Annotated in this window: 24 protein-coding genes; 10 read left to right on the top strand and 14 right to left on the bottom strand. The window is 56.5% G+C overall.

What is annotated here, in order from left to right:
- The first annotated feature begins 6 nt into the window (after positions 1 to 6).
- The 4 genes from pfkA to ACNQ0T_RS17035 all read left to right on the top strand — a co-directional run bounded on the left by pfkA (position 7) and on the right by ACNQ0T_RS17035 (position 4,400).
- Positions 7 to 969, top strand: a complete 963-nt coding sequence (gene pfkA, locus ACNQ0T_RS17050; protein WP_003862009.1) for a 6-phosphofructokinase — start codon at positions 7 to 9, stop codon at positions 967 to 969.
- A gap of 208 nt (positions 970 to 1,177) precedes the next feature.
- The gene (locus ACNQ0T_RS17045) at positions 1,178 to 2,167 is read left to right on the top strand and encodes a sulfate ABC transporter substrate-binding protein (protein ID WP_023298902.1); all 990 of its coding nucleotides are present in this window, start codon (positions 1,178 to 1,180) and stop codon (positions 2,165 to 2,167) included.
- Positions 2,168 to 2,278: 111 nt separating this feature from the next.
- On the top strand, positions 2,279 to 3,022 hold the full coding sequence (locus ACNQ0T_RS17040; RefSeq protein ID WP_417930259.1) for a CDP-diacylglycerol diphosphatase: 744 nt from the start codon (positions 2,279 to 2,281) through the stop codon (positions 3,020 to 3,022).
- A gap of 73 nt (positions 3,023 to 3,095) precedes the next feature.
- Positions 3,096 to 4,400, top strand: a complete 1,305-nt coding sequence (locus ACNQ0T_RS17035) for an SLC13 family permease (RefSeq protein WP_417930258.1) — start codon at positions 3,096 to 3,098, stop codon at positions 4,398 to 4,400.
- Between the two features lie 47 nt (positions 4,401 to 4,447).
- On the opposite strand, the gene tpiA is transcribed toward ACNQ0T_RS17035, so the two are convergent.
- Together tpiA and ACNQ0T_RS17025 are read right to left on the bottom strand one after the other, a co-directional pair.
- On the bottom strand, positions 4,448 to 5,215 hold the full coding sequence (tpiA, locus tag ACNQ0T_RS17030) for a triose-phosphate isomerase (protein WP_003862019.1): 768 nt from the start codon (positions 5,213 to 5,215) through the stop codon (positions 4,448 to 4,450).
- Between the two features lie 111 nt (positions 5,216 to 5,326).
- Entirely contained in the window at positions 5,327 to 5,923 is a 597-nt protein-coding gene (locus ACNQ0T_RS17025) for a DUF1454 family protein (RefSeq protein ID WP_199126144.1), read from the bottom strand.
- A 112-nt stretch (positions 5,924 to 6,035) separates the two neighbouring features.
- Between ACNQ0T_RS17025 and ACNQ0T_RS17020 the strand changes: the two genes are divergently transcribed.
- Positions 6,036 to 6,455, top strand: a complete 420-nt coding sequence (locus tag ACNQ0T_RS17020; RefSeq protein ID WP_022649804.1) for a DUF805 domain-containing protein — start codon at positions 6,036 to 6,038, stop codon at positions 6,453 to 6,455.
- Here the strand turns inward: ACNQ0T_RS17020 and fpr are convergent, their stop codons facing one another.
- The 4 genes from fpr to ACNQ0T_RS17000 all read right to left on the bottom strand — a co-directional run bounded on the left by fpr (position 6,456) and on the right by ACNQ0T_RS17000 (position 10,821).
- Entirely contained in the window at positions 6,456 to 7,202 is a 747-nt protein-coding gene (gene fpr / locus ACNQ0T_RS17015) for a ferredoxin--NADP(+) reductase (protein ID WP_022649803.1), read from the bottom strand.
- 96 nt (positions 7,203 to 7,298) lie between these two features.
- The gene (glpX, locus tag ACNQ0T_RS17010) at positions 7,299 to 8,309 is read right to left on the bottom strand and encodes a class II fructose-bisphosphatase (RefSeq protein WP_022649802.1); all 1,011 of its coding nucleotides are present in this window, start codon (positions 8,307 to 8,309) and stop codon (positions 7,299 to 7,301) included.
- Between the two features lie 136 nt (positions 8,310 to 8,445).
- On the bottom strand, positions 8,446 to 9,954 hold the full coding sequence (gene glpK, locus ACNQ0T_RS17005) for a glycerol kinase GlpK (RefSeq protein ID WP_022649801.1): 1,509 nt from the start codon (positions 9,952 to 9,954) through the stop codon (positions 8,446 to 8,448).
- Positions 9,955 to 9,975: 21 nt separating this feature from the next.
- Positions 9,976 to 10,821 (bottom strand): MIP/aquaporin family protein, encoded by an 846-nt coding sequence (locus ACNQ0T_RS17000; RefSeq protein ID WP_284098312.1) that lies wholly within the window; start codon positions 10,819 to 10,821, stop codon positions 9,976 to 9,978.
- 400 nt (positions 10,822 to 11,221) lie between these two features.
- Here ACNQ0T_RS17000 and zapB point away from each other — a divergent pair, with 400 nt between their 5' ends.
- Entirely contained in the window at positions 11,222 to 11,461 is a 240-nt protein-coding gene (gene zapB / locus ACNQ0T_RS16995; RefSeq protein WP_022649799.1) for a septal ring assembly protein ZapB, read from the top strand.
- 584 nt (positions 11,462 to 12,045) lie between these two features.
- Here the strand turns inward: zapB and rraA are convergent.
- From rraA to priA, 7 genes are all read right to left on the bottom strand, one after another.
- A complete protein-coding gene (gene rraA, locus ACNQ0T_RS16990; RefSeq protein ID WP_022649798.1) occupies positions 12,046 to 12,531 on the bottom strand; it encodes a ribonuclease E activity regulator RraA in 486 nt (161 codons plus the stop codon).
- Positions 12,532 to 12,623: 92 nt separating this feature from the next.
- On the bottom strand, positions 12,624 to 13,550 hold the full coding sequence (menA, locus tag ACNQ0T_RS16985) for a 1,4-dihydroxy-2-naphthoate polyprenyltransferase (protein ID WP_088581795.1): 927 nt from the start codon (positions 13,548 to 13,550) through the stop codon (positions 12,624 to 12,626).
- A gap of 62 nt (positions 13,551 to 13,612) precedes the next feature.
- Positions 13,613 to 14,947, bottom strand: a complete 1,335-nt coding sequence (gene hslU, locus ACNQ0T_RS16980) for an HslU--HslV peptidase ATPase subunit (RefSeq protein WP_022649796.1) — start codon at positions 14,945 to 14,947, stop codon at positions 13,613 to 13,615.
- Between the two features lie 9 nt (positions 14,948 to 14,956).
- Positions 14,957 to 15,487, bottom strand: coding sequence for an ATP-dependent protease subunit HslV (gene hslV / locus ACNQ0T_RS16975; protein WP_022649795.1), 531 nt, complete (start codon positions 15,485 to 15,487; stop codon positions 14,957 to 14,959).
- A 94-nt stretch (positions 15,488 to 15,581) separates the two neighbouring features.
- Positions 15,582 to 16,550 (bottom strand): cell division protein FtsN, encoded by a 969-nt coding sequence (gene ftsN, locus ACNQ0T_RS16970; RefSeq protein ID WP_252066437.1) that lies wholly within the window; start codon positions 16,548 to 16,550, stop codon positions 15,582 to 15,584.
- Positions 16,551 to 16,642: 92 nt separating this feature from the next.
- A complete protein-coding gene (gene cytR / locus ACNQ0T_RS16965) occupies positions 16,643 to 17,668 on the bottom strand; it encodes a DNA-binding transcriptional regulator CytR (protein WP_063146860.1) in 1,026 nt (341 codons plus the stop codon).
- A 119-nt stretch (positions 17,669 to 17,787) separates the two neighbouring features.
- Positions 17,788 to 19,983 carry a primosomal protein N' gene (gene priA, locus ACNQ0T_RS16960; protein ID WP_048966387.1) on the bottom strand — a complete coding sequence of 732 codons (2,196 nt, stop codon included), beginning with the start codon at positions 19,981 to 19,983 and terminating at the stop codon, positions 17,788 to 17,790.
- Positions 19,984 to 20,183: 200 nt separating this feature from the next.
- On the opposite strand from priA, the gene rpmE reads away from it, so the two are divergent.
- A complete protein-coding gene (gene rpmE, locus ACNQ0T_RS16955; RefSeq protein WP_003862040.1) occupies positions 20,184 to 20,396 on the top strand; it encodes a 50S ribosomal protein L31 in 213 nt (70 codons plus the stop codon).
- Between the two features lie 48 nt (positions 20,397 to 20,444).
- Here rpmE and metJ read toward each other — a convergent pair whose 3' ends face one another.
- Entirely contained in the window at positions 20,445 to 20,762 is a 318-nt protein-coding gene (gene metJ / locus ACNQ0T_RS16950; RefSeq protein ID WP_006179183.1) for a met regulon transcriptional regulator MetJ, read from the bottom strand.
- A gap of 275 nt (positions 20,763 to 21,037) precedes the next feature.
- On the opposite strand from metJ, the gene metB reads away from it, so the two are divergent.
- From metB to metF, 3 genes are all read left to right on the top strand, one after another.
- Positions 21,038 to 22,198, top strand: a complete 1,161-nt coding sequence (gene metB, locus ACNQ0T_RS16945) for a cystathionine gamma-synthase (RefSeq protein ID WP_417930257.1) — start codon at positions 21,038 to 21,040, stop codon at positions 22,196 to 22,198.
- Between the two features lie 2 nt (positions 22,199 to 22,200).
- Complete coding sequence (locus tag ACNQ0T_RS16940; RefSeq protein WP_023298896.1) at positions 22,201 to 24,633, top strand: bifunctional aspartate kinase/homoserine dehydrogenase II; 2,433 nt, start codon at positions 22,201 to 22,203, stop codon at positions 24,631 to 24,633.
- A 224-nt stretch (positions 24,634 to 24,857) separates the two neighbouring features.
- A complete protein-coding gene (metF, locus tag ACNQ0T_RS16935; RefSeq protein WP_045308711.1) occupies positions 24,858 to 25,748 on the top strand; it encodes a methylenetetrahydrofolate reductase in 891 nt (296 codons plus the stop codon).
- Positions 25,749 to 25,804: the final 56 nt, after the last annotated feature.

The following is a 25,804-nucleotide window of genomic DNA, read 5'->3' as shown; positions in this document are numbered from 1 at the left end:
GTAGTCATGATTAAGAAAATCGGTGTGTTGACAAGCGGCGGTGATGCGCCGGGCATGAACGCGGCAATCCGTGGGGTTGTCCGTGCAGCGCTGACGGAAGGTCTGGAAGTTTTTGGTATCTATGACGGTTACCTGGGTCTGTATGAAGACCGCATGGTTCAGCTCGACCGCTACAGCGTGTCTGACATGATCAACCGTGGCGGTACTTTCCTCGGTTCCGCGCGCTTCCCGGAATTCCGTGACGAACACATCCGTGAAGTGGCTATCGAAAACATGAAAAAACGGGGTCTGGATGCGCTGGTGGTTATCGGCGGCGACGGCTCGTACATGGGTGCAAAACGTCTGACTGAAATGGGCTTCCCGTGCATCGGCCTGCCTGGCACTATCGACAACGACATCAAAGGCACTGATTACACCATCGGTTACTTCACCGCGCTGGGTACCGTTGTGGAAGCGATTGACCGCCTGCGTGACACCTCTTCCTCTCACCAGCGTATTTCCATTGTTGAAGTGATGGGCCGTTACTGCGGTGACCTGACCCTGGCAGCGGCCATTGCCGGTGGCTGTGAGTTCGTGGTAGTTCCGGAAGTAGAGTTCAGCCGTGAAGATCTGGTCGCAGAGATCAAAGCCGGCATCGCGAAAGGTAAGAAACACGCCATCGTTGCTATCACCGAGCACATCTGTGACGTTGACGAGCTGGCGAAGTACATCGAAACCGAAACCAAACGCGAAACCCGCGCGACCGTTCTGGGTCACATTCAGCGTGGCGGTTCCCCAGGCCCGTACGACCGTATCCTGGCGTCCCGCATGGGTGCGTACGCGATCGAGCTGCTGCTACAGGGCCACGGCGGCCGCTGCGTCGGTATTCAGAACGAGAAACTGGTTCACCATGACATCATCGACGCCATTGAAAACATGAAGCGTCCGTTCAAAGGTGACTGGCTGGACTGCGCGAAAAAACTGTACTGATCGGCTCTGTTGTCCGGTGGCGCTGCGCTTACCGGGTCTACAAAAGCACGGATCGTAGGCCGGGTAAGGCGTAGCCGCCACCCGGCTTTTTTGTGCCCATCCTTTTTTTATTCCTTCACGTTATAGCCAATCTTTTTTTATTCTTTAATCATCGGTTAGCTTTCTGGCACGCTGCATTCATCAAAACACTACACAAGAGAGCCGGGCGATGAATAAATGGGGCGTGGGGTTAACATTATTGCTGGCATCGACCAGCGTTCTGGCAAAGGACATTCAGTTACTGAACGTGTCGTACGATCCGACGCGTGAACTGTACGACCAGTACAACAAAGCTTTTGCGGCGCACTGGAAACAGGAAACCGGCGATAACGTGGTGGTTCGCCAGTCTCACGGCGGTTCAGGTAAGCAGGCGACATCGGTGATCAACGGCATTGAAGCCGATGTGGTTACCCTGGCGCTGGCTTATGACGTGGACGCGATCGCGGAGCGTGGCCGTATCGACAAAAACTGGATCAAGCGCCTGCCGGACAACTCTGCGCCATACACTTCGACCATCGTCTTCCTGGTGCGCAAAGGCAACCCGAAACAGATTAAAGACTGGAACGACCTGATTAAGCCGGGCGTGTCTGTCATCACGCCGAACCCGAAAAGCTCCGGCGGCGCACGCTGGAACTACCTGGCGGCCTGGGGCTACGCCCTGCACCACAACAACGGTGACCAGGCTAAAGCGCAGGAATTCGTGAAAGCGCTGTTTAAAAATGTCGAAGTGCTGGACTCCGGCGCGCGCGGCGCAACTAACACCTTCGTCGAGCGCGGCATCGGCGACGTGCTGATTGCCTGGGAAAACGAAGCCCTGCTGGCGACCAACGAGCTGGGTAAAGACAAATTCGAGATCGTGACCCCGAGCGAATCCATCCTGGCTGAGCCGACCGTCTCCGTCGTCGATAAGGTTGTTGATAAGAAGGGCACCAAAGCGGTGGCGGAAGCCTACCTGAAGTACCTCTACTCACCGGAAGGGCAGGAAATTGCGGCGAAAAACTTCTACCGCCCGCGCGATGAGGCCGTCGCGAAGAAATACGAAAATGCCTTCCCGAAACTGAAGCTGTTCACTATCGATGATGTTTTTGGCGGCTGGACCAAAGCGCAAAAAGAGCACTTCTCTAACGGCGGCACCTTCGACCAGATCAGCAAGCGCTAAGCGTTTTACAAAGAACGACACGGTAACCCGGTGTGAGAAATCCACCGGGTTTTTTATTTGGTCATCATTTTGCGTTACTCTTTTGCCTCTATTGAAAACAGGGAACGCGTTGTGAAAAAAATTATCTTACTGATTCTGATCGTTATCGCCCTTGCCGCAGGCGGCGTGTACTGGATGAAAGCGGGTAATCCGAATGCGTTGCGCCATATCGTGCTCGACCAGTGTGTGCCCAACCAGCTGCATAACCGTAACCCGGCACCGTGTGCGCAGGTGATGCCAGATGCGGGCTACGTGGTGTTCAAGGACCGCAACGGACCGCTGCAATACCTGCTGATGCCCACGTACCGTATCAACGGCACCGAAAGCCCGCTGCTGACTGAGCCTCAGACACCGAATTTCTTCTGGCTGGCATGGCAGTCTCGTCATTTTATGAGCATGAAACGGGGAGCCGACGTGCCTGACAGCGCTGTTTCTCTGACCATCAACTCCCCGACCGGGCGCACGCAGAACCATTTTCATATCCACATCTCCTGCCTGCGCCCGGACGTGCGCGAGAAGCTGAACGCGGCGCAGGGGCAAATCAGCACCCAGTGGCTACCGCTTCCGGGCGGGCTGGAAGGGCATGAGTACCTTGCCCGTCGGATGACGGAGAACGAACTGGTGCAGCGCAGCCCGTTTATGATGCTGGCGGAAGAGCTGCCGGAAGCGCGCGACCATATGGGACGCTTCGCGCTGGCGATGGCGCAGCAGTCAGACGGCTCGTTTGTACTGCTGGCGACAGAGCGTAACCTGCTTATCTTTAACCGTGCGTCGGCTGAGGAATTGCAGGATCATCAATGCGATATCCTGAAGTGACCCCACCATAAATAGCGTTTACTCGCCCTGCCTGTCGCCGTAGACTTGCTGAAAAATTCTACAGGAGACAGGTATGTCGCTCTGGTTAACGCATCCTCTGCTGCTTCCCTCGCTGATCGTCGGCGTCACCATCGTGCTGTGGGCGACGTCGCTGTTGCCGGAATTTATCACCGCGCTGCTGTTCTTTACGGCGGCGATGACCGCCAGAATCGCCCCGCCGGAAGTGATCTTTGGCGGCTTCGCCTCGTCTGCCTTCTGGCTGGTGTTCAGCGGCTTTGTGCTGGGCGTGGCGATTCGGAAAACCGGCCTGGCGGACAGGGCCGCCCGGGCGCTGTCGGCAAAGCTTACCGACTCCTGGGTGCTGATGGTGGCAAGCGTTGTGCTGCTGAGCTATGCCCTGGCATTCGTGATGCCGTCGAACATGGGACGTATTGCGCTGCTGATGCCGATTGTCGCCGCGATGGCGAAGCGGGCCGGCATTCCTGATGGCTCGCGGGCCTGGTTTGGCCTGGCGCTGGCGGTCGGGTTTGGCACCTTCCAGCTCTCGGCCACTATTTTGCCCGCTAACGTGCCAAACCTTGTGATGAGCGGCGCGGCGGAGGGCTCATACGGCATCCACCTCAACTATGTCCCGTATCTGCTGCTGCACACGCCGGTGCTGGGTATTCTCAAAGGCCTGATTCTGATTGGCCTGATCTGCTGGCTGTTTCCCGGCAACCCAAAACCGGCGAAGGATCTGACGCCGTCTGAACCGATGGGGCGTGACGAAAAACGACTCGCCTGGCTGCTGGCGGTGGTGTTGACGATGTGGGTAACGGAGAGCTGGCACGGCGTGGGCCCAGCGTGGACAGGGCTGGCGGCCTCGGTCATCGTCCTGCTCCCGCGCATTGGTTTTATCACCGGTGAGGAGTTCTCGGCGGGGGTGAATATGCGCACCTGTATTTACGTCGCGGGTATACTCGGGCTGGCCATTACGGTGACGCAGACCGGTATCGGTGCGGCCGTAGGTGAAGCGTTGCTCCATATCATGCCGCTGGATACAGACCGCCCGTTTACCAGCTTCCTGGCGCTGACGGGGATCACCACGGCGCTCAACTTCATTATGACCGCCAACGGCGTTCCGGCGCTGTACACCACGCTGGCGCAGAGCTTCTCCGACGCGACCGGCTTCCCGCTGCTGTCGGTGATCATGATTCAGGTGCTGGGGTATTCCACGCCGCTGCTGCCGTATCAGGCGTCGCCGATTGTGGTGGCGATGGGCTTAGGGAAAGTGCCTGCGAAGGCGGGGATGCTGCTCTGCCTGGCGCTGGCGATTGCGACGTATCTGGTACTGCTGCCGCTGGATTATTTGTGGTTTAGCGTATTAGGACGTTTGTAGTGGTTTTGTAGGGCGGGTTAGCGAAGCGCCACCCGCCCCAAAGGCAATTACGCCTGCTTAGCCGCTTCTGCCGCTTTAACGATCACCGCGAAAGCGTCTGCTTTCAGGGATGCGCCGCCAACCAGCGCGCCATCGATGTCTGGCTGGGTGAACAGCTCAGCTGCGTTTGATGCGTTAACGGAACCGCCGTACTGGATGATGACCTGCTCAGCCACTTTCGCGTCTGCTTTTGCAATGTGGTCACGGATGAACTTGTGCACCGCCTGTGCCTGCGCTGGAGTTGCAGATTTGCCGGTACCGATCGCCCAGACTGGCTCGTAAGCGATAACCGCGCCTTCGAACGCTGCCGCGCCCTGGGTTTTCAGCACAGCGTCGATCTGACGTGCGCACACTTCTTCGGTTTTACCCGCTTCGTTTTCTGCTTCGGTTTCACCGATGCACAGAACCGGGATCAGACCCTGCTCTTTCAGCACAGCGAATTTCTTCGCGATGAACTCGTCAGATTCTTTGTGGTAGGTGCGACGCTCAGAGTGGCCGATGATGATGTATTTCGCGCCGATGTCTTTCAGCATTTCAGCGGAGGTTTCACCGGTAAACGCGCCAGACAGGTTAACGTCAACGTTCTGCGCGCCCAGAATGATGTGGCTGCCGTCAGCGGCACGTTTAGCCAGATCCAGGTACATATCCGGCGGAGCGATAGCAACCGCGCAGCCGGTCACGCCAGCCAGCTCTTTACGCAGGTTAGCAACCAGTTCGTTTACCATGTGGCGGCTGCCGTTCAGTTTCCAGTTACCCATCACTAAAGGATGTCGCATTTCAATTCTCCACGCTCAATAAGCGAATTAAGGAATATGGCCACCCTTAAGGGCAGCATGGTCTGTGAATCAGTATAGAGATTTTCCCTCGAAAGGCTTTGCTTTTTGTCATTAATTCGCCCCCTCGAGTGCGTCTGATAGGGCCAGCTTAATCGGTTCAACCGCGAAGGTCAGCCCCTTTTCGCCGTTATCTGCGACAACATAGCGAACGGCACCTTCCGTATCGGCGTAATAGCGTTTGTTTTTCCCGGCGGTAAGCAGTTTTTGCAGCTTTTGCTGGCTTTGCGCTTTCGTGAAGGTGGGGGTAAAGGCGCGCAAAATAGCACTCATATACTCCAGCGCTTTCGCTTTCGCTGCTTTCTGCTCTGGGCCCTGAATCGGCAGCCAGGTGATCTGCATACTTTTGATTTTTAACGTTCCGCGCTCAAGGGCAGTGGAAGCATATAGATTCTCGTTAATTTTGCTGGCAGCGCGGGTCAGGGTTGGCGTATCGCGGGCACCGTCAATCGCACGGAACTCTCCCAGCGCAAGCGAGGGGTTTTCTTTATTGAAGGCTTCGCGGAACTGGCTGATAGATTGATCGAAAGAGGGGGCGCCCGCCAGAAGGTAGGGGGCGGTGACCGGGGAGGCCGGTTCCGCGGCGTGCAGAGAAAAAATGGCGCTCAGCATCGCTAAACACAAATAAAGAGAGTGTGCCGAACTTTTCATCAACTTTGCCCCTGGCCGTCATTGCCCATGATTAAAACGATATCTGGTCGGCTTGTCAAAAGGTCACAACTCCAGGGTAAAATGCGGGCTAAACAATAATAAGGAACCTTACATGACCATACAGCAGTGGTTGTTTTCATTCAAAGGGCGTATTGGACGCCGTGACTTCTGGATCTGGATGGCAGCGTGGGTTGTCGCCATGCTGCTTCTGTTTTTTGTTGCCTATAACGCCTGGCTGAGCACGCAAACTGCGGCTTTTGCGCTGGTCTGTTTACTGTGGCCAACCGCCGCCGTGGTGGTGAAACGTCTGCACGATCGCGGTCGCTCCGGCGCTTGGGCTTTTCTGATTATTCTGGCGTGGATGCTGGTGGCGGGGAACTGGTCAATGCTGCCCTCCATCCTCCCGTGGGTGGTGGGCAGACTGCTGCCGACGGTTATCTTTGTGATGATGGTTGTCGAACTGGGTGCGTTTATTGGCACCCAGAGCGAGAACAAATACGGAAAAGATACCCTTGAGGTGAAGTACCGCTGATCACCAGTAGTGTTCGGCGGTCATATGGCCCGGTCGGCGGCGAAGGTGTTTCGTCATCTGCCGGGTATCCTTCAGCAGTTGCTGCGTATCGCGCACCATTTGCGGGTTACCGCACAGCATCACGTGGCTGGTTTCGGTATTCATCGGTAAACCCACCGCCTCTTCCAGCGCGCCGCTTTCAATCAACGCCGGAACGCGGCCGGTTAACGAGCCAGCTGCGGTTTCGCGGCTGACCACCGTCTGAATTTTTAACTTCCCGCCATATCGCTGTTCCAGCGCCTGCATCTGCGGCAAATAGCTCAGGTCTGCGGCGTAGCGCGCGGCGTGAACCAGCACGATATTCTTAAAGCGCTCCAGATCTTTGCCGTACTCCAGGATAGAGAGATACGGGCCGATGGCCGTGCCGGTCGCCAGCATCCAGAGCGTGTCACAGTCGGGGATTTCATCCAGCACGAAGAACCCCGCCGCGTCGGAGACAATCTGCACCTCATCGCCCGGCTTCAGCGCGGCGAGGCGCGGGCTGAGCTTACCGTCCGGAACGGTGACCAGATAGAACTCGAGATCCGGGTTATCAGGCGCGTTAACGTAAGAGTAGGCGCGCTGTACGCGTTCACCGTCGATATCCAGCCCGAGCTTGGCAAACTGCCCGGCGGTAAACGGATGAACGGGAGCGTGCAGCGTGAGGCTAAATAGCGCATCGGTCCAGAACTGTACCTTTGTGACTTTACCTGTTACCCAGTCCGCCATGATCTTCTCCTGTGCTGTTTCTCTCTTCTATCTTCCGTACTTGTGGGAAACATTTCCAGCCCATTCGGGCCGGAAAGCTCTATCGATCAAACGGTTTTACAGAATGTACGTCTGTACGTCCGGGTCTTTGCGGTCGAGATAATGAATGGACTGAATGCGGCGAATGGTGCGGGATTTGCCGCGGATCAGCAGGGTTTCAGTGGTGGCCATGTTTCCCTTGCGGGTGATGCCATCCAGCAGATCGCCTTTGGTGATGCCGGTTGCGGAGAAGACCACGTTATCGCTGCGAGCCATCTCGTTCAGCGCGAGCACTTTATAGGCCTCGATGCCCATCGCCGCACAGCGCGCCAGTTCGTCTTCACCAATGCGAAGGTTCTCGTCGCTGTCGCCTTTGACCTCATGGCGTGGCAGCAGACGCGCCTGCATATCGCCGTCCAGCGCGCGGATCACTGCCGCAGAGACCACACCTTCCGGCGCGCCGCCGATGCCGTAAAGCACGTCGACCTCGCTGTCCGGCATGCAGGTCAGAATAGAGGCGGCAACGTCGCCATCAGGAATGGCAAATACGCGCACGCCGAGTGCTTGCAGATAAGCGATGGTGGCGTCGTGGCGCGGTTTCGCCAGGATGGTCACGGTGAGTTCGTTGAGCGGTTTACCCAGCGCCGCTGCGATATTGCGCAGGTTGGCATCCAGCGGCAGGCTAAGGTCGATAGCGCCTTTAGCACCAGGACCGACAATCAGCTTTTCCATGTACATATCTGGCGCGTTGAGGAAGCAGCCCTTATCGCCCACCGCCAGCACCGCCAGCGCGTTGGCCTGGCCCATCGCCGTCATGCGCGTGCCTTCGATCGGGTCGACCGCGATATCCACCGCATCGCCTTTGCCTGTCCCGACTTTTTCACCGATGTAGAGCATCGGGGCTTCGTCGATTTCGCCTTCGCCAATGACGATAGTGCCATCGATATTGACCTGATTAAGCACAATGCGCATGGCGTGGACGGCTGCGCCGTCTGCGGTATTTTTGTCGCCACGGCCCAGCCACTTGTAGCCTGCGAGGGCGGCAGCTTCGGTGACGCGGGAAAACTCGATAGCAAGTTCACGTTTCATGAGGTACTCGTACAATCAAAAGGAATTGCACGAAGTTTATCACAGAGTGGGGAGGGGGAGGGGTGGTGCGGTCTGAGCCCCTCACCCCGGCCCTCTCCCCAAAGGGGAGAGGGTTAGGGTGAGGGGTGAGTCTGTCTTACTCGTCGTGCTCTTCCCATGCCAGGGCACGTTTCACCGCTTTCTTCCAGCCGCTGTAGCGGTAGTTGCGCTCGGTGGTTTCGATGCCTGGACGGAATTCGCGTTCGATCACCGCTTTTTCCTGAAGCTCGTCAAGGTTTTGCCAGAAGCCAACCGCCAGACCTGCCAGATACGCCGCGCCCAGCGCCGTTACTTCTCGCACCTCAGGACGTTCAACGCGGGTACCCAGAATGTCGGACTGGAACTGCATCAGGAAGTTGTTGGCTACCGCACCGCCGTCCACGCGCAGGGCGTGCAGACGAATGCCGGAGTCCGCCTGCATCGCTTCCAGCACGTCGCGCGTCTGGTAGGCGATGGATTCCAGGGTCGCACGAATAATGTGGTTTGAGTTCACACCGCGCGTCAGGCCGAAAATCGCGCCGCGGGCGTACGGATCCCAGTACGGTGCGCCCAGACCGGTAAACGCTGGCACCACGTATACGCCGTTGGTGTCTTTCACTTTGGTCGCGAAGTATTCGGAGTCAAACGCATCGCTGATCAGCTTCATCTCGTCGCGCAGCCACTGAATGGAGGCGCCTGCCATGAATACCGCCCCTTCCAGGGCATAGTTCACTTCACCGCGTGGGCCGCAGGCGATGGTGGTCAGCAGACCGTTTTCTGATTTCACCGCTTTCTCGCCGGTGTTCATGAGCATAAAGCAGCCGGTGCCGTAAGTGTTCTTCGCCATCCCTTCCTTGACGCACAGCTGGCCGAACAGCGCCGCCTGCTGGTCACCGGCAATACCGGCGATAGGAATACGGGTGCCGCCTTTACCGCCGATGTTGGTCTGGCCGTATACTTCTGAAGATTTGCGCACGTCTGGCAGCATCGCACGCGGAATGTCCAGCGCGTCCAGCATCTTGTCATCCCACTCCAGAGTGTTGATGTTGAACAGCATGGTGCGCGAGGCGTTGGTGTAGTCGGTGACGTGAACGCGTCCCTGAGTCATCTTCCAGATAAGCCAGGTATCGACGGTGCCAAACAGCAGCTCGCCGCGTCGTGCACGTTCGCGTGAACCTTCCACGTGATCGAGGATCCACTTCACTTTGGTGCCGGAGAAATACGGGTCAATGACCAGACCGGTTGTACTGCGCACGTACTCTTCCATTCCGTCGCGCTTCAGTTTTTCGCAGATCTCTGAGGTGCGGCGGCACTGCCAGACAATGGCGTTGTAGATGGGCTTACCGGTTTCGCGCTCCCAGACAACGGTGGTTTCACGCTGGTTGGTGATACCGATAGCGGCAATCTCGTCAGAACTGATGTCGGCTTTCGCCAGCACTTCCACCAGCGTGGAGCTTTGTGACGCCCAGATCTCCATCGGGTCGTGTTCAACCCAGCCTGGACGCGGATAGATTTGCTCAAATTCGCGTTGAGACACGCTGACAATGTTCGCGTCATGATCCATTACGACAGCGCGGGAGCTGGTAGTGCCCTGGTCGAGCGCAACGATATATTTTTTTTCGGTCATGGTATGTGTCCCGTAGTCAGATTACAGCGAAGCTTTTTGTTGTGTGGTGGAAGTCGACTCTTTTTCCTCTTCCACACAGGTGTCGCACGGTAAGTGGCGACCAATTAATTTGCGATAGCCGAATGCGCCCAGCGCCGCCCCTACGATTGGCCCGAACAGCGGAACCAGGAAGTAAGGAATGTCTTTGCCGCCGGTAAAGGCGACATCGCCCCATCCTGCAAAGAAGGCGAAGGTTTTTGGACCCAGGTCACGCGCCGGATTCATCGCAAAGCCGGTCAGCGGACCCATGGATGCGCCAATTACCGCAATCAGAAGGCCAATCAAAAGTGGTGCCAGCGGGCCGCGCGGAATGCCGTTTCCGTCGTCGCCCAGCGCCATAATGACGCCCATCAGAATAGCGGTAATCACCATTTCAACTGCGAACGCCTGCACAAAATTAATATGCGGATTCGGATACGTTGAGAAAATGCCTGCCAGATCCAGACTTTCGACACTGCCACGCACTATATGATGCGTCTGTTCGAAGTCGGTGAAAAGATTGTAATAAAGCCCGTAAACTAACGCCGCTGCGCAAAAGGCGCCGGCAAATTGTGAAATGATGAAAGGGACAACTTTGCGTCCGTCAAAGCACGCGAATAGCCACAACGCGATGGTCACCGCCGGGTTAAGATGTGCGCCGGAAACCCCTGCGGTCAGGTAGATGGCCATCGCCACGCCCAAACCCCAGATAATACTGATTTCCCACTGACCAAAACTGGCACCTGCCACTTTCAGTGCAGCGACACAGCCTACTCCGAAGAATATCAACAACCCGGTACCCAGGAACTCGGCAATGCACTGGCCTTTTAAGGTTGATGTCTGACTCATAATCGGAATCCTGCAAAAGAGTAATGTTTATTGTTTGCGTGACCGCCCGTGACAGCCACGATGCCCTGTAGACATAGTGTTAATTTATCGTTAACGAGCACAAACGAGAAATATCGAAATCAAAATGTGTGGTCTGTGTCAATAAAATGAGCGTTTTCGCGCCATAAAGCGCGTTTTTGCATCAACGGTATAATGTGAGCTGAATCATTTCATTAACTAAAGAGTTAACAATTTAGGGGTATATACCGCGAACGCACCAGGACCAGACCTAAAAGTGTTGCAAACCGCGATCTGCGCGGTGTGTCGCTGGACACAGAGCGCCGCGCTCCATACAATCGACGGTATATGTCGTGCGCGTTTACGTTAAAGCGTCGCCTTGCAATTCAGGAGAGGTAGCATCATGTCTTTAGAAGTGTTTGAGAAACTGGAATCGAAAGTACAGCAGGCGATCGACACCATCACCCTGCTGCAGATGGAAATTGAAGAGCTGAAAGAGAAAAACAACTCCCTGTCCCAGGAAGTTCAGAATGCTCAGCACAGCCGTGAAGAACTGGAGCGCGAAAACAACCAGCTGCGCGAACAGCAGAACGGCTGGCAGGATCGCCTGCAGGCACTGCTGGGACGTATGGAAGAAGTCTGATTTCCTTTGGGAATGAATTGAGTAGGCCGGGTAAGGCGAAGCCGCCACCCGGCTTTTTTATGGTTATTGCTCACGGATTTCAACCATAAAAAAGGCCGCCAGAGGCGGCCTTAACGCTACTTGTCCTGCGCTGTCATAGCATAAGCAACAAACCCACTCGGTTCATCACTCTTTACAACGAGTACGCTGGCGACAATGAACGCGATACATAAATAGCGTTTCATTATGCGGTCCCTGCTGCTTACCGCTCCACCGTTCACCACCGGTGATAAGTCGGTGGACACAAGCCCGGTTAAAGGTTGCTTTACGGTTGTGAATACACCTTTCCCTGGACCGGCGCCCATTTGCGAGATGGCGGAAAGGGACACAGCATCATAATGAGCAACACCTGCGGAGTTAAGGTTCCCACACATAATTAGGAATTCATAAAGGGTCGACAGGGGTTACCTGAGGAATGAATCAGGGTAAGATAAAAATCCTGGTTAAAGGTTGCAATATCACCCAACGGACCGCGAATCCCGAGGGACAAAAAAACCGCCACATTGCTGTTGGCGGTTTTTTTATGCATCTCGCTTACCGATTAACTACTCAATATCCAGCGCATCCTCAGAAAGGATAATGCCGGTATTGTCAGCATAAAGGTGGTCGCCCGAGAAGAAGGTCACGCCGCCGAAATTGACGCGCACGTCGCTTTCGCCGATGCCGTCGCCCGCTGCGCCTACCGGTATGGCCGCGATGGCCTGAATCCCGATATCCATGTCTTCGAGATCGTCCACCTGACGCACGGAGCCGTACACCACAATGCCTTCCCACTCGTTCTGGACGGCAATTCCCGCCAGTTCAGCATCAATCAATGCACGGCGCACGGAACCGCCGCCGTCGACCACCAGAACGCGGCCACGGCCGTTCTCTTCGAGCAGATCGTACAGCAACCCGTTGTCCTCGAAACATTTCACCGTGATGATTTGTCCGCCAAACGACGACCGTCCACCAAAGTTGGAGAACAGGGGTTCAACGACGTTGACATCTTCCTGGTAGATGTCACAAAGCTCGGAGGTATCGTATTTCATAGGTTTAACGCTCTGTTGCTGCGAATGTGTTCAGTATATCGTGCGAAATGCCTTGTTGGCAAAATCATCAATTGTTAATTGATATTTGTCAGCTAACTCAGCGTCTGGCTTAAGACAATCCCGATGACGAACAGCAGGTTAGTCAGCAACGCGCCTTTTACCGTGCGCTCCAGCATCGGCGGCATGGCAGCCGGGCTGAGTTCACGCATGACATAGCGGGCCTGCTTGACCAGCAGCGGTGCGGCGAGCACAAACAGCCAGCCCCACAGGCTGTGCAGAGAGATCAGATTGAACAGCGCCAGGCAGACCAGCGCGCCGATGAGCAGGCAGGCGTGATAGCGGCGGGCATTCACCGGGCCCAGACGCACGGCCAGCGTGTTCTTACCGTTCTCACGGTCGCTGTCGATGTCGCGCAGGTTATTGATATTCAGCACCGCCGTCGCCAGCAGACCGCAGGCGGTCGCGGGCAGGAACAGGGCGGGGATCACCGTATGCGCCTGCAAGTACCAGCTTCCCATGACGCTCAGCCAGCCGAAGAACACCAGTACGGAGATGTCGCCCAGACCAATATACCCGTAAGGACGCGTCCCGACGGTATAGGTAATTGCTGCAATAATGGCGAGCAAGCCCAGCACCAGGAAGCCAATGAAATCGCTGGTGGTTTTCGAGGCGACCGTCACCAGCGCCAGGCCGGACAGGCAAATCAACACCACGGTGATAATCAGCGCCCGCTTCATCTGTGCCTGGGTAATTACCCCTTTTTGCATCCCGCGCAGCGGCCCGATACGATCAGGTTTATCGCTGCCTTTTACCGCATCGCCGTAATCATTGGCGAGATTAGAGAGGATTTGCAGTAGCCCGGCGGTGACAAGCGCCAGACCAGCCACCAGGGGATCGAAATGCCCCTGCCACCAGGCAAGTGCGGTACCGACGATAATGGCGGCAAAAGCCAGAGGAAGCGTTTTTGGACGCAGACTTTCGAGCCACGCCTGCGTACGGCTGATATCAGTCATAGTTATTTAGCCAATAAAAATGGGGGCCATAGCCCCCATCAACAGTGATGAAAATGCATTGAACGCGATTATAGAATAAAACGGCTCAGATCTTCATCTGCCACTAACGCATCCAGGTGTTTGCCCACATACTCTGCGTCAATGGTAATGGTTTGACCGTTAAGGTCGCTCGCATCGTAAGAGATATCTTCCACCAGGCGTTCCAGCACGGTGTGCAGACGACGCGCACCGATGTTTTCGGTGGTTTCGTTGACCTGCCATGCGGCCTGAGCGATGCGTTTGATCCCATCGTCGGTGAACTCGATATTCACGCCTTCGGTCGCCATCAACGCTTTGTACTGTACGGTCACAGAAGCGTTTGGCTCAGTCAGGATACGTTCGAAATCTTCAGTGGTCAGCGCCTGCAGCTCAACGCGGATTGGCAGACGACCCTGCAGTTCCGGAATGAGATCGGATGGGCTGGCAACCTGAAACGCACCTGACGCGATAAACAGAATGTGGTCAGTTTTCACCATGCCGTGCTTGGTAGAGACGGTGCAACCTTCCACCAGCGGCAGCAGGTCGCGCTGAACGCCTTCGCGGGAAACATCCGGGCCGGAGCTGTTGCCGCCGCGCTTACAGATTTTGTCGATTTCGTCGATAAACACGATACCGTGCTGCTCAACCGCGTCGATAGCGTCCTGTTTCAGCTCTTCCGGGTTAACCAGCTTCGCGGCTTCTTCTTCAATCAGCAGCTTCATCGCGTCTTTGATTTTCAGCTTACGCGCTTTCTGCTTCTGCCCGCCCAGGTTCTGGAACATGGACTGCAACTGGCTGGTCATCTCTTCCATGCCCGGAGGGGCCATGATTTCAACGCCCATTGGCGCGGCAGCGAGATCGATCTCAATCTCTTTGTCGTCCAGCTCGCCTTCACGCAGTTTTTTGCGGAATGCCTGACGCGCAGCAGAAGGTTCAGGCTGCTGTTCAGCCTGTCCCCAGTTATTTTTTGCCGGTGGGATTAGCACGTCGAGAATACGCTCTTCGGCCATCTCTTCGGCGCGATAGCGGTTTTTCTCAATCGCCTGGACACGCACCATCTTAATCGCTGAATCGGTCAGGTCGCGGATGATGGAGTCCACTTCTTTACCCACATAGCCCACTTCGGTGAACTTGGTGGCTTCAACTTTGATGAACGGCGCGTTAGCCAGTTTGGCCAGACGACGGGCGATTTCGGTTTTACCCACCCCGGTCGGGCCGATCATCAGAATATTTTTTGGTGTCACTTCGTGGCGAAGCTCTTCGTCGAGCTGCATGCGACGCCAGCGGTTACGTAGTGCGATAGCCACGGAGCGCTTGGCGTTGTCCTGGCCGATAATGTGTTTGTTCAGTTCGCTGACAATTTCGCGTGGGGTCATTTCAGACATGGGCGATCCTTACGCTTTGGAGGTCAATTCTTCGATGGTGTGATTGTGGTTGGTATAGATGCAGATATCACCTGCAATATCCAACGCTTTCACCGCGATATCGCGCGCGTTCATGTCGGTATTTTCCAACAGCGCACGGGCTGCGGCCTGGGCGTACGGGCCGCCAGAGCCGATGGCAATCAGGTCGTTTTCAGGCTGAACCACGTCGCCGTTACCGGTGATGATCAGCGAGGCGTTTTCGTCAGCCACGGCCAGCAGCGCTTCGAGCTTGCGCAGCATGCGGTCGGTACGCCAGTCTTTTGCCAGCTCAACGGCGGCTTTCACCAGATGACCCTGATGCATTTCCAGTTTGCGTTCAAACAGTTCAAACAGCGTGAAGGCATCAGCCGTGCCGCCTGCGAAACCGGCGATCACTTTGTCGTTATAAAGACGACGTACTTTCTTCACGTTGCCTTTCATGACGGTATTACCCAGCGTGGCCTGGCCATCACCGGCAATTACCACCTGGCCGTTACGGCGTACACTTACTATTGTTGTCACGAGCAGACCCCCTGGTTACAGATTCGGGAAACAGAAGCCCTGAGCCTGTGCTCAGGGCTGAATTAAATGATAGATGGGGGGGATTTTGGGGGTTTCAACCCCCGGAGGCGAGTCGAATGCAGTTTGTGTGGCCAGCCACTTTCAAACGGGAAATGGTGCCGTCTGCGTTTTCTTTGCCTTTGACCGGTCCAATCACCACGCGATTCCAGCCGTTATTGGTGGTAATGCGTGAGTCAAATCCTTCAAATGCCAGCTGAGCTCGCACCGTTTCTGCCTGCTCAGCGCCTTTAAACGAACCGCACTGAACCATCCAGCGGCGTTCATCTTTTTTCTCAGCCGTCTGCTTTGGTGCCTCGGTCTCTTTAGTGACCGGCGCAGCCTGCTGCGTTTTTGGCTGTTGCGCAGTGGTATGTGCAGGCGTCTGCAACAGATCCTGATACGGCTGTGCTGTTTGCTTCTGCAGCTGGGCTTTCGGCTGCTGCTGAACAGGCTGCGTTTGTACAGTACGCGTCTGCTGCTGCGGTTGTGTACGCGGCTGTTGTACCGGCTGCGTCTGCGTCCACTGCTGCTGTTGCGTTTGCTGCTGTGCCTGACGCTGGCGCTGCAACGTTTGCTGACGCTGCGCCGGGGTTTGTTCGTTCCACGGTACTTCGTTCAGCTGCGTAGGCTGCTGGCGCATGTCCGCCTGCATCTGAGCGAGCAACTGGCGCTGTTCGTCCGTCAGCTGATCGGCATTCTTCACTTCACCCCCGGCAGAAGGCTCGGTAGGCGCACGTACGCCAGGCTGGCGGCTTTCCAGCTCTTTAATGTAGCGCCAGCGCTCTTCAGGCTTCGGAGGAAGGCCGTTGCCGACGACCTTGTTACCCTGAAGGGCTTCAGACTCTTCTTTTTTATGATGCGTAATGAAGTAGAGGCCGCCAATAAAGGCCACCAGCACAGCCGCAGCAATGGCGACCATGGCTGGGGAGACAGCAGACAGGCTACGTTGCTTGCTTTTTGAACTACTCTTTTTGCGTCGCGAAGGTGCCGGCTGGCCGCGACGTACATAATCTCGTTGTGCCACTATCGTTTCGCTGTATTTATTCGTTCGTCAGCCCGCCATGTTACTTAAGCGACGGGGCTTTGACCAGATAAGGGTGTCGAAAGGTATTTACTTTAAGTTAATGCCTGGGTAGAGCCGCGCACAATCAGCTCACAATCCAGTAGTCGTGACCCACTGCTAACTGTTTGACCGTGCAGCTGATCCAGCAAAAGCAGCATCGCTTCCCGGCCAATGTCATACCGCGGCTGCGAAACAGTCGAAAGCGGCGGATCGCAAAACTCCGAAAGCGAAATATTATCAAAACCGATTATCGACAGGTCCTTTGGCACGCGCAGGCCGTGACGTTTGGCGTAGGATAACGCCCCCAGCGCCATCACGTCGCTGTGGCAGAAGACCGCGGTAGGCGGTTCTGGCAAGGCAAGCAATTTTTGCAGCGCCTGCCCGCCCGCTTCAAAGGTGAAATCACCGCGCGCAATGTAGTGCGGATCGACAACAGCCCCGGTACGGCGAAGCGCCTGAACGTAGCCCTGCAACCGGTAATGACACAGCGGCATCTCTTCTGGTCCGGCAATACAACCGATACGCTTATGCCCCAGCTCCTGAAGATAGTTCACGGCGTTGAACGCAGCGGTGAGGTTATCGATATGAACGGTCGGCAGCTCCAGCTCCGGCGCGAATTCGTTCGCCATGACCATTGGCGGTAAATTGCGCTGTTCTTCAATGCTGGCATCAAACGGCAGGCGTGAGCCAAGCAGCAGCATGCCATCAATCTGCTTGGTGATGATCAGGTCGATGAACGTTTTTTCCTGCTGGTTCTGGTGGGCACAATCACCAATCAGCACCAGATAGCCCTGGGCGGCGGCCGTGACCTCAATGCCGCGGATGATTTCGCTGAAGAAGGGATCGCAGATGTCCGGCACGATCACCAGGATGGTGCGGGATTCGTTGCGTTTAACGTTGCGCCCCATGGCTTGCGGGAAATAACCGACCTCAAGCGCCGCCTTTTCAACCCGGTTTCGGGTCGCCTGCGAGACTTTGTCAGGGTTCATCAATGCGCGGGACACGGTTGCTGTTGAGACTTGTGCTTTCTCGGCAACGTCTTTCATGGTCGCCGAGGCAACCTCTTTCCTGGACTTCAACGTCTTCTCCTCGCCTGAACACCGAACTGCGGACCGCACCATTTTTACAGATAGTTAATGGAATCGGTTACAGAATTTTCATAAAAAGTGTGAGGCGCATTAAATTTTTCGATCCGTCTTCAGCCTTCAATCGGATCGACGTCCAGAACCCACTTCACTTTTCGCGCTTCCGGCAGGGTATTAATCAGCGCCAGCGTGCCGCTGACGATCTGCTGTAAACGGATACGCGAAGGGTGCTGAAGTAAGAGTTGCCAGCGGAAACGGCCGCCGCGTTTCGGGGCGAGCGCGGGTACCGGGCCTAAAATCCACAGCTGATTATCCACCAGTGGGCTGGCCTGCAGGAGATTTCTCAGCTGTTGCAGGAATAGCGGCGCCTGCTGGTTGTTATGATCTTCCGCACGGATGATGACGTGGCTGGTCCACGGAGGAAGCTGCATCGTCTGACGTTCGGCCAGCGCCTGGTCCGCGAAGGCGTCATAGCCTTTGTGCAGCAGCGTTTGCAGCAGCGGGTGCTCAGGATGGTGCGTTTGCAGCACTACTTCGCCCTGCTTACCCGCTCGACCGGCGCGACCAGCAACCTGGGTATAAAGCTGTGCGAAACGCTCGGCGGAGCGAAAATCCGCGGAGAACAGCGCGCCGTCGACGTCCAGCAGGGCGACCAGCGTCACGTCCGGGAAGTGATGCCCTTTCGCCAGCATTTGAGTACCAATCAGGATGCGCGCGCCGCCGCGATGCACTTCCGCCAGCTGCTGCTCCAGTGCCCCTTTGCGGCTGGTGGTATCCCTGTCGATACGCGAAATGGGCACATCAGGGAAGAACGGCGCCAGCGCCTGTTCGAGCTGCTCCGTCCCCAGACCCACCGGCACGATGTGCGTTGAGCCGCAGGACGGGCACTGACGGGGTACCGGACGCTGGCTGTCGCAGTGGTGGCAGCGTAAATGGCGCTGAGCCTGGTGGAAGGTGTAGTAGTGATCGCAGCGCGGGCACTCGGCAATCCAGCCGCAGTCGTGGCACAGCAACGCAGGCGCGAAGCCGCGGCGGTTCAGGAACAGGATCACCTGGTTGCCCGCCTGCAAATGTTGGCGCATGCGGTTAATCAGCGCAGGCGCTAACCCGGCCTGCACCTGCTGGCCTTTCAGATCCAGCACATGCTGAATGGCCGGACGGGCATTTCCCGCGCGGCGCGTCAGGCGCAGCATGTGGTATTTACGCTGGCGAACGTTGTGCAGCGTTTCAAGCGCGGGGGTGGCGGACCCCAGAATAATGGGGATTTGCTCGCTGTGGGCGCGGTACACGGCTAAGTCGCGGGCGTGATAGCGCCAGCCTTCCTGCTGTTTATAGGAGCTGTCATGCTCTTCATCGATCACGATAACGCCGAGATTTTTAAACGGCGTAAAGAGTGAGGAACGGGTGCCAATCACAATCGCCGCTTCGCCGTTTTTCGCTTTCAGCCAGGCGCTGAGGCGCTCGCTGTCGTTCAGGCCGGAGTGCAGAACCTCAACGGGCGCATTAAAGCGTTCACGGAAACGGGCGATGGTTTGCGGCGTCAGGCCGATTTCCGGCACCATTACCAGCGCCTGTTTACCCTGCGCGAGCACATTTTCCAGTACGCTCAGATACACTTCGGTTTTACCGGAGCCGGTGACGCCCGCCAGCAGCCAGGCGGAGAAACGATCGGCGGCGCTGTGAATCGCGCCCACGGCGGTGGCCTGTTCGGTATTCAGACGCAGGCGATCGCCCGAGACGGAAAAGCCGTCGCGCCAGTCGTGAAGGGCAGGTGCTTCGCTGGCCAGCTCGCTCAGCCCTTTCTTCCTTAATGCCTGCAACGCGGTTTCGCTCACCTCGAGCTCGTCGACCTGATGGCGCCAGATTTTCCCCTGGCGTAGCGCGGCCAACGCCTGCTGTTGTTTTTGCGAGCGCTTCAGGCTGTTAATGTCGACCGCCTGACCCTGCTCGGTGGCAAACCAGTACCACATTGGCGCATGGCTGGCGCGCTTACCCTGACGCAGCATAATCGGCAGGGCGTGGAACAATACGTCGCCAATAGGATGGTGATAATAATCTGCCGCCCACAACAGCAGTCGCCAGGTGCTTTGAGAGTAAACAGGTTCATCGTCCAGCACTTCAACGATCGATTTCAGCTCGGTAAGCGGCAGCTCGCTTTTATCGCTGACGGAGACGACGATCCCCACGCGCTGCTGTTTACCGAACGGCACGGTCACGCGACAGCCCGCTTTGGCGCTCATGCTGTCGGGCAGCAGGTAGTCAAAGGTGCGGGGAAGCGGAACGGGCAGGGCAACGTGAGCGACGGGCATCGAATCTTCCTGACTTGAAAAGTGGCGCGTTAGTATACACATTAGTGAAAGCGGCGTGCGGATCAGTTTGCATACGTTGGTTAAATTCTGTATGATTCGCCGCCTTTGGTGTACTTTACGCCAAAGAACTTACATTCAACATCGCGTGGTGTCTGGCGTTAGGGCTGGAAGAGCGACGCGGCCTTAACTGAGGTTCTCCCATGAAAAAAGATATTCACCCGAAATACGAAATGATTACTGCAAACTGCTCTTGCGGTAACTCTATCCAGATCCGCTCTACCGTGGGTCACGATCTGAACCTGGACGTGTGCGGCAAATGCCACCCGTTCTACACTGGTAAGCAGCGTGATGTTGCAACCGGTGGCCGTGTTGACCGCTTCAACAAGCGTTTCAGCATCCCGGGCGCTAAATAAGTTTCCCGAAAAAAAGGCACCGCAAGGTGCCTTTTTTGTATCCGCTTATCAGTATTCCCACGTATCCGGGTCGATACCCAGTTCACGCATGATCACCTTCGCCTCTTCTGGAATTTCGTCACTGCGCTCTTTGCGCAGATCGTCATCGTTCGGCAACGGTTGGCCGGTAAACGCATGCAGGAACGCTTCGCACAGCAGTTCGCTGTTAGTGGCGTGACGCAGGTTGTTCACCTGACGACGCGTACGTTCATCGGTGAGGATCTTCAACACCTTCAGAGGAATGGACACCGTGATTTTCTTGACTTGCTCACTCTTCTTACCGTGCTCAGCGTATGGGCTGATATATTCGCCGCTCCATTCAGCCATGAGATACCTTTAATCCTCTCAGTCATTAATCTAAAGGTGCAAAACCGGTAACCATCAGTTTTGAACCGTAATCTTGCGTAGTTTACCGTAGAGACGATACCGAGGCACGGATATTGCCGCTGTAGCGTGTCCTAAAGCATATAATTTTAACGGCTATTTGCGCATTGCTCAATCTATACGCAAAGAAGTTTAGATGTCCAGATGTATTGACGTCCATACTTTCAATGTTTACTCTGGTGCCTGACTTTTCACCTCATTCGCCAGGAAGCCTCACCATGACGCGTAAACAGGCCACCATCGCAGTGCGTAGCGGATTGAATGATGACGAGCAGTACGGCTGCGTTGTCCCGCCAATTCATCTCTCCAGCACCTATAATTTCACCGGATTTAATGAACCTCGCGCGCATGACTACTCGCGTCGCGGCAATCCTACGCGTGACGTTACCCAGCGCGCGCTGGCGGAACTGGAAGGCGGCGCAGGGGCGGTATTAACCAATACCGGCATGTCTGCCATTCACCTGGTAACCACGGTGTTCCTGAAACCTGGCGATCTGCTGGTGGCGCCGCACGACTGCTACGGCGGCAGCTATCGTCTGTTTGATAGCCTGGCGAAACGTGGCTGCTACCGCGTGTTGTTTGTCGATCAAAACGACGAACAGGCGCTGAAACAGGCGTTAGCCGAACAGCCGAAGCTGGTTCTGGTGGAAAGTCCAAGCAATCCATTGTTGCGCGTAGTCGATATTGCGAAAATTTGTCAGCTCGCAAGGGATGCGGGAGCGATAAGTGTAGTGGATAATACGTTCCTCAGTCCGGCCCTTCAGAACCCACTGGCACTGGGTGCCGATCTGGTGTTGCATTCATGCACGAAATATCTGAACGGCCATTCTGACGTGGTAGCGGGTGTGGTGATTGCCAAAGATCCTGATGTTGTCACTGAACTGGCATGGTGGGCCAATAACATTGGCGTCACCGCGGGCGCGTTCGACAGCTATTTGCTGCTGCGTGGTATCCGCACCCTGTCACCGCGTATGGACGTGGCGCAGCGTAATGCCCAGGCGATCGTGGATTTCCTGAAAACCCAGCCGCTGGTGAAGAAGCTTTATCACCCGTCGCTGCCGGAAAACCAGGGGCACGAGATTGCCGCGCACCAACAGAAAGGATTTGGCGCGATGTTAAGTTTTGAACTGGACGGTGACGAGCAAACGCTGCGTCGCTTCCTGAGCGGGTTGTCATTGTTTACGCTGGCGGAATCCTTAGGGGGAGTAGAAAGCTTGATCTCCCACGCCGCAACCATGACGCACGCAGGTATGGCACCCGAAGCACGTGCCGCCGCCGGGATTTCCGAGACGCTGCTGCGTATCTCGACCGGTATTGAAGATTCTGAAGATTTAATTGCCGATCTGGAAAATGGCTTCCGGGTCGCAGCCAAGGGGTAATCATGAGTGTGATAGCGCAGGCAGGGGCGAAGGGTCGTCAGCTGCACAAGTTTGGTGGTAGTAGTCTTGCTGATGTGAAATGTTATCTGCGTGTCGCAGGGATCATGACCGAGTATTCACAGCCGGGGGACATGATGGTTGTCTCTGCGGCGGGCAGCACCACCAACCAGCTGATTAGCTGGCTGAAACTGAGCCAGACCGATCGCCTCTCTGCGCATCAGGTGCAACAGTCCTTACGTCGTTACCAGAGTGAACTGATTGCCGGTTTGCTGCCTGCAGACGTGGCGGACGGACTGATAAGCGCTTTTACGCACGACCTTGAGCGTCTGGCAGCTCTGCTGGACAGCGGCATTACCGATGCGGTGTATGCGGAAGTGGTTGGCCATGGTGAAGTGTGGTCTGCGCGCCTGATGGCCGCCGTGCTGCAACATCTTGGCGTGGAAGCCGCCTGGCTCGACGCGCGTGATTTCCTGCGTGCCGAACGCGCCGCACAGCCGCAGGTAGACGAAGGGTTGTCCTACCCGCTGCTGCAACAGCTGCTGGTGCAACATCCGGGTAAACGTATTGTAGTGACCGGCTTTATCAGTCGCAGCAACGCAGGTGAAACCGTACTGCTGGGCCGTAACGGCTCTGACTACTCGGCAACGCAGATTGGCGCCCTGGCGGGCGTGTCCCGCGTCACCATCTGGAGCGACGTGGCCGGTGTCTACAGCGCGGACCCGCGCAAAGTAAAAGATGCCTGCCTGCTGCCGCTGCTGCGTCTCGACGAAGCGAGCGAGCTGGCGCGTCTGGCGGCACCAGTGCTGCACGCGCGCACGCTACAGCCGGTTTCCGGCAGCGACATCGACCTGCAACTACGCTGTAGCTACACGCCGGATCAGGGTTCCACTCGCATCGAGCGCGTGCTGGCATCCGGTACGGGCGCGCGCATTGTCACCAGCCACGATGACATCTGCCTGATTGAGTTCCAGGTGCCTGCGGGCCAGGATTTCAAACTGGCGCACAAAGATATCGACACCATCCTGAAACGTGCCCAGGTGCGTCCGCTGGCCGTTGGCGTGCATAACGATCGCCAGCTGTTGCAGTTCTGCTATACCGCTGAAGTGGTGGACAGCGCCCTGAAGATTCTGGATGAAGCGGGACTGCCGGGCGAGCTTCGCCTGCGTCAGGGACTGGCGCTGGTGGCAATGGTGGGCGCGGGCGTCACCCGTAACCCGCTGCACTGCCACCGCTTCTGGCAGCAGCTGAAAGGGCAGCCGGTGGAGTTCACCTGGCAGTCGGAAGAGGGCATCAGCCTGGTTGCCGTTCTGCGCAAGGGGCCAACCGAAAGCCTGATTCAGGGCCTGCACACCTCCCTGTTCCGCGCGGAAAAACGCATCGGCCTGGTACTGTTCGGGAAAGGGAACATCGGTTCCCGCTGGCTGGAGCTGTTCGCCCGCGAGCAGGTGACGCTTTCGGCGCGTACCGGATTTGAGTTTATTCTGGCAGGCGTGGTGGACAGCCGCCGCAGCCTGTTGAACTACGAAGGGCTGGACGCCAGTCGGGCGCTGGCCTTCTTTAACGATGAAGCGGTTGAGCAGGACGAAGAGTCGCTGTTCCTGTGGATGCGCGCGCACCCGTACGACGATCTGGTGGTGCTGGACGTTACCGCCAGCGAGCAACTGGCCGATCAGTATCTGGATTTTGCCAGCCACGGGTTCCACGTCATCAGCGCCAACAAGCTGGCAGGCGCGAGCAGCACTGACAAATATCGCCAGATCCACGACGCGTTCGAAAAAACGGGTCGTCACTGGCTGTATAACGCCACCGTTGGCGCAGGTCTGCCGGTTAACCATACCGTGCGCGATCTGATTGATAGCGGCGACAGCATTCTGGCGCTGAGCGGGATCTTCTCCGGCACGCTCTCCTGGCTGTTCCTGCAATTTGACGGTACCGTGCCGTTCACCGACCTGGTGGATCAGGCGTGGCAGCAGGGCTTAACCGAGCCGGATCCGCGCGTTGACCTTGCCGGTAAAGACGTGATGCGCAAGCTGGTGATCCTGGCGCGTGAAGCAGGCTACGACATTGAGCCGGGTCAGGTACGCGTTGAGTCTCTGGTGCCTGCGGGCTGCGAGGAAGGATCTGTCGATCACTTCTTTGAGAACGGCGACGAGCTGAACGAGCAGATGGTGCAACGTCTGGAAGCGGCAAACGAGATGGGCCTGGTGCTGCGTTACGTGGCGCGCTTCGAGGCGAACGGTAAAGCGCGCGTGGGCGTGGAGGCGGTACGTCCTGAACATCCGCTGGCGGCGCTGCTGCCGTGCGATAACGTCTTCGCCATCGAAAGCCGCTGGTACCGCGATAACCCGCTGGTGATCCGTGGCCCGGGTGCGGGGCGCGATGTGACCGCCGGAGCCATTCAGTCCGACATTAATCGCCTGGCTAAGCTACTGTAACCCCTCACCCTAACCCTCTCCCCTTAGGGGAGAGGGCTGGGGTGAGGGGCCTTCTCACCCCCCATCATGAATCCCCTTCATCTTCCCTGAACAAACCTCACCGTTAATGTTGATTATTTCTGTTGACGTCATCCCGCTTTTCCGTCATTTTTACATCTGGACGTCTAAACGTATAGAAGTTCACAACACAACAAACAATGACACGCGAAAGATAGAGGTAAGGTATGAGCTTTTTTCACGCCAACCAGCGGGAAGCCCTGAATCAGAGCCTGGCCGAAGTAAACGGCCAGATTAACGTCTCTTTTGAATTTTTCCCGCCGCGCACCAGTGAAATGGAGCAAACCCTGTGGAGCTCTATCGATCGCCTGAGCAGCCTGAAGCCGAAGTTCGTCTCCGTAACCTACGGCGCCAACTCCGGTGAGCGAGACCGCACGCACAGCATCATTAAGGGCATTAAAGATAGAACCGGTCTGGAAGCGGCACCGCACCTCACCTGTATCGACGCCACCCCTGATGAACTGCGCGCGATTGCTCAGGACTACTGGAACAACGGCATTCGTCATATCGTTGCCCTGCGCGGCGACCTGCCGCCGGGGAGCGGTAAGCCGGACATGTACGCCACCGATCTGGTTGCCCTGCTGAAAGACGTTGCTGACTTTGATATTTCCGTTGCCGCTTACCCGGAAGTTCACCCGGAAGCGAAAAGCGCCCAGGCGGATCTGCTTAACCTGAAGCGTAAGGTGGACGCAGGTGCCAATCGCGCCATTACTCAGTTCTTCTTTGATGTGGAAAGCTATTTACGCTTTCGCGACCGCTGCGTCTCGGCGGGTATTGATGTCGAAATCATCCCTGGCATTCTGCCGGTCTCGAACTTCAAACAGGCGAAGAAATTCGCGGATATGACCAACGTGCGCATTCCGCTGTGGATGTCCAAAATGTACGAAGGTTTGGACGATGACTCGGAAACACGCAAGCTGGTGGGGGCCAATATCGCGATGGATATGGTGAAGATTTTAAGCCGTGAAGGGGTGAAGGATTTCCACTTCTATACGCTTAACCGCGCGGAGATGAGTTACGCCATTTGCCATACGCTGGGTGTCCGCCCGGCGTTATAAAGTAAAAAACCCTCATAAAGTGAGGGTTTTTTACTCGAACAGAAAGTTAAAAGGTA

This window comes from Enterobacter cloacae complex sp.6700776 (assembly GCF_048284255.1).
In the GTDB taxonomy this organism is placed as follows: domain Bacteria; phylum Pseudomonadota; class Gammaproteobacteria; order Enterobacterales; family Enterobacteriaceae; genus Enterobacter; species Enterobacter intestinihominis.
The sequence above is the reverse complement of the archived record's forward strand: the minus strand, read 5'-3'. Positions and strand labels throughout refer to the sequence as shown.

Bases quoted from the DNA above. Each gene is read 5' to 3' on its own strand.
- tpiA (WP_003862019.1), bottom strand. From the start codon at position 5,215: ATGCGACATCCTTTAGTGATGGGTAACTGGAAACTGAACGGCAGCCGC.
- fpr (WP_022649803.1), bottom strand. From the start codon at position 7,202: ATGGCGGACTGGGTAACAGGTAAAGTCACAAAGGTACAGTTCTGGACC.
- rpmE (WP_003862040.1), top strand. From the start codon at position 20,184: ATGAAAAAAGATATTCACCCGAAATACGAAATGATTACTGCAAACTGC.
- hslU (WP_022649796.1), bottom strand. From the start codon at position 14,947: ATGTCTGAAATGACCCCACGCGAAATTGTCAGCGAACTGAACAAACAC.
- metF (WP_045308711.1), top strand. From the start codon at position 24,858: ATGAGCTTTTTTCACGCCAACCAGCGGGAAGCCCTGAATCAGAGCCTG.
- glpK (WP_022649801.1), bottom strand. From the start codon at position 9,954: ATGACCGAAAAAAAATATATCGTTGCGCTCGACCAGGGCACTACCAGC.
- ACNQ0T_RS17045 (WP_023298902.1), top strand. From the start codon at position 1,178: ATGAATAAATGGGGCGTGGGGTTAACATTATTGCTGGCATCGACCAGC.
- ACNQ0T_RS17000 (WP_284098312.1), bottom strand. From the start codon at position 10,821: ATGAGTCAGACATCAACCTTAAAAGGCCAGTGCATTGCCGAGTTCCTG.
- glpX (WP_022649802.1), bottom strand. From the start codon at position 8,309: ATGAAACGTGAACTTGCTATCGAGTTTTCCCGCGTCACCGAAGCTGCC.
- ACNQ0T_RS17035 (WP_417930258.1), top strand. From the start codon at position 3,096: ATGTCGCTCTGGTTAACGCATCCTCTGCTGCTTCCCTCGCTGATCGTC.
- pfkA (WP_003862009.1), top strand. From the start codon at position 7: ATGATTAAGAAAATCGGTGTGTTGACAAGCGGCGGTGATGCGCCGGGC.
- metB (WP_417930257.1), top strand. From the start codon at position 21,038: ATGACGCGTAAACAGGCCACCATCGCAGTGCGTAGCGGATTGAATGAT.
- priA (WP_048966387.1), bottom strand. From the start codon at position 19,983: ATGCCCGTCGCTCACGTTGCCCTGCCCGTTCCGCTTCCCCGCACCTTT.
- rraA (WP_022649798.1), bottom strand. From the start codon at position 12,531: ATGAAATACGATACCTCCGAGCTTTGTGACATCTACCAGGAAGATGTC.
- zapB (WP_022649799.1), top strand. From the start codon at position 11,222: ATGTCTTTAGAAGTGTTTGAGAAACTGGAATCGAAAGTACAGCAGGCG.
- ACNQ0T_RS17020 (WP_022649804.1), top strand. From the start codon at position 6,036: ATGACCATACAGCAGTGGTTGTTTTCATTCAAAGGGCGTATTGGACGC.
- ACNQ0T_RS16940 (WP_023298896.1), top strand. From the start codon at position 22,201: ATGAGTGTGATAGCGCAGGCAGGGGCGAAGGGTCGTCAGCTGCACAAG.
- ACNQ0T_RS17025 (WP_199126144.1), bottom strand. From the start codon at position 5,923: ATGAAAAGTTCGGCACACTCTCTTTATTTGTGTTTAGCGATGCTGAGC.
- metJ (WP_006179183.1), bottom strand. From the start codon at position 20,762: ATGGCTGAATGGAGCGGCGAATATATCAGCCCATACGCTGAGCACGGT.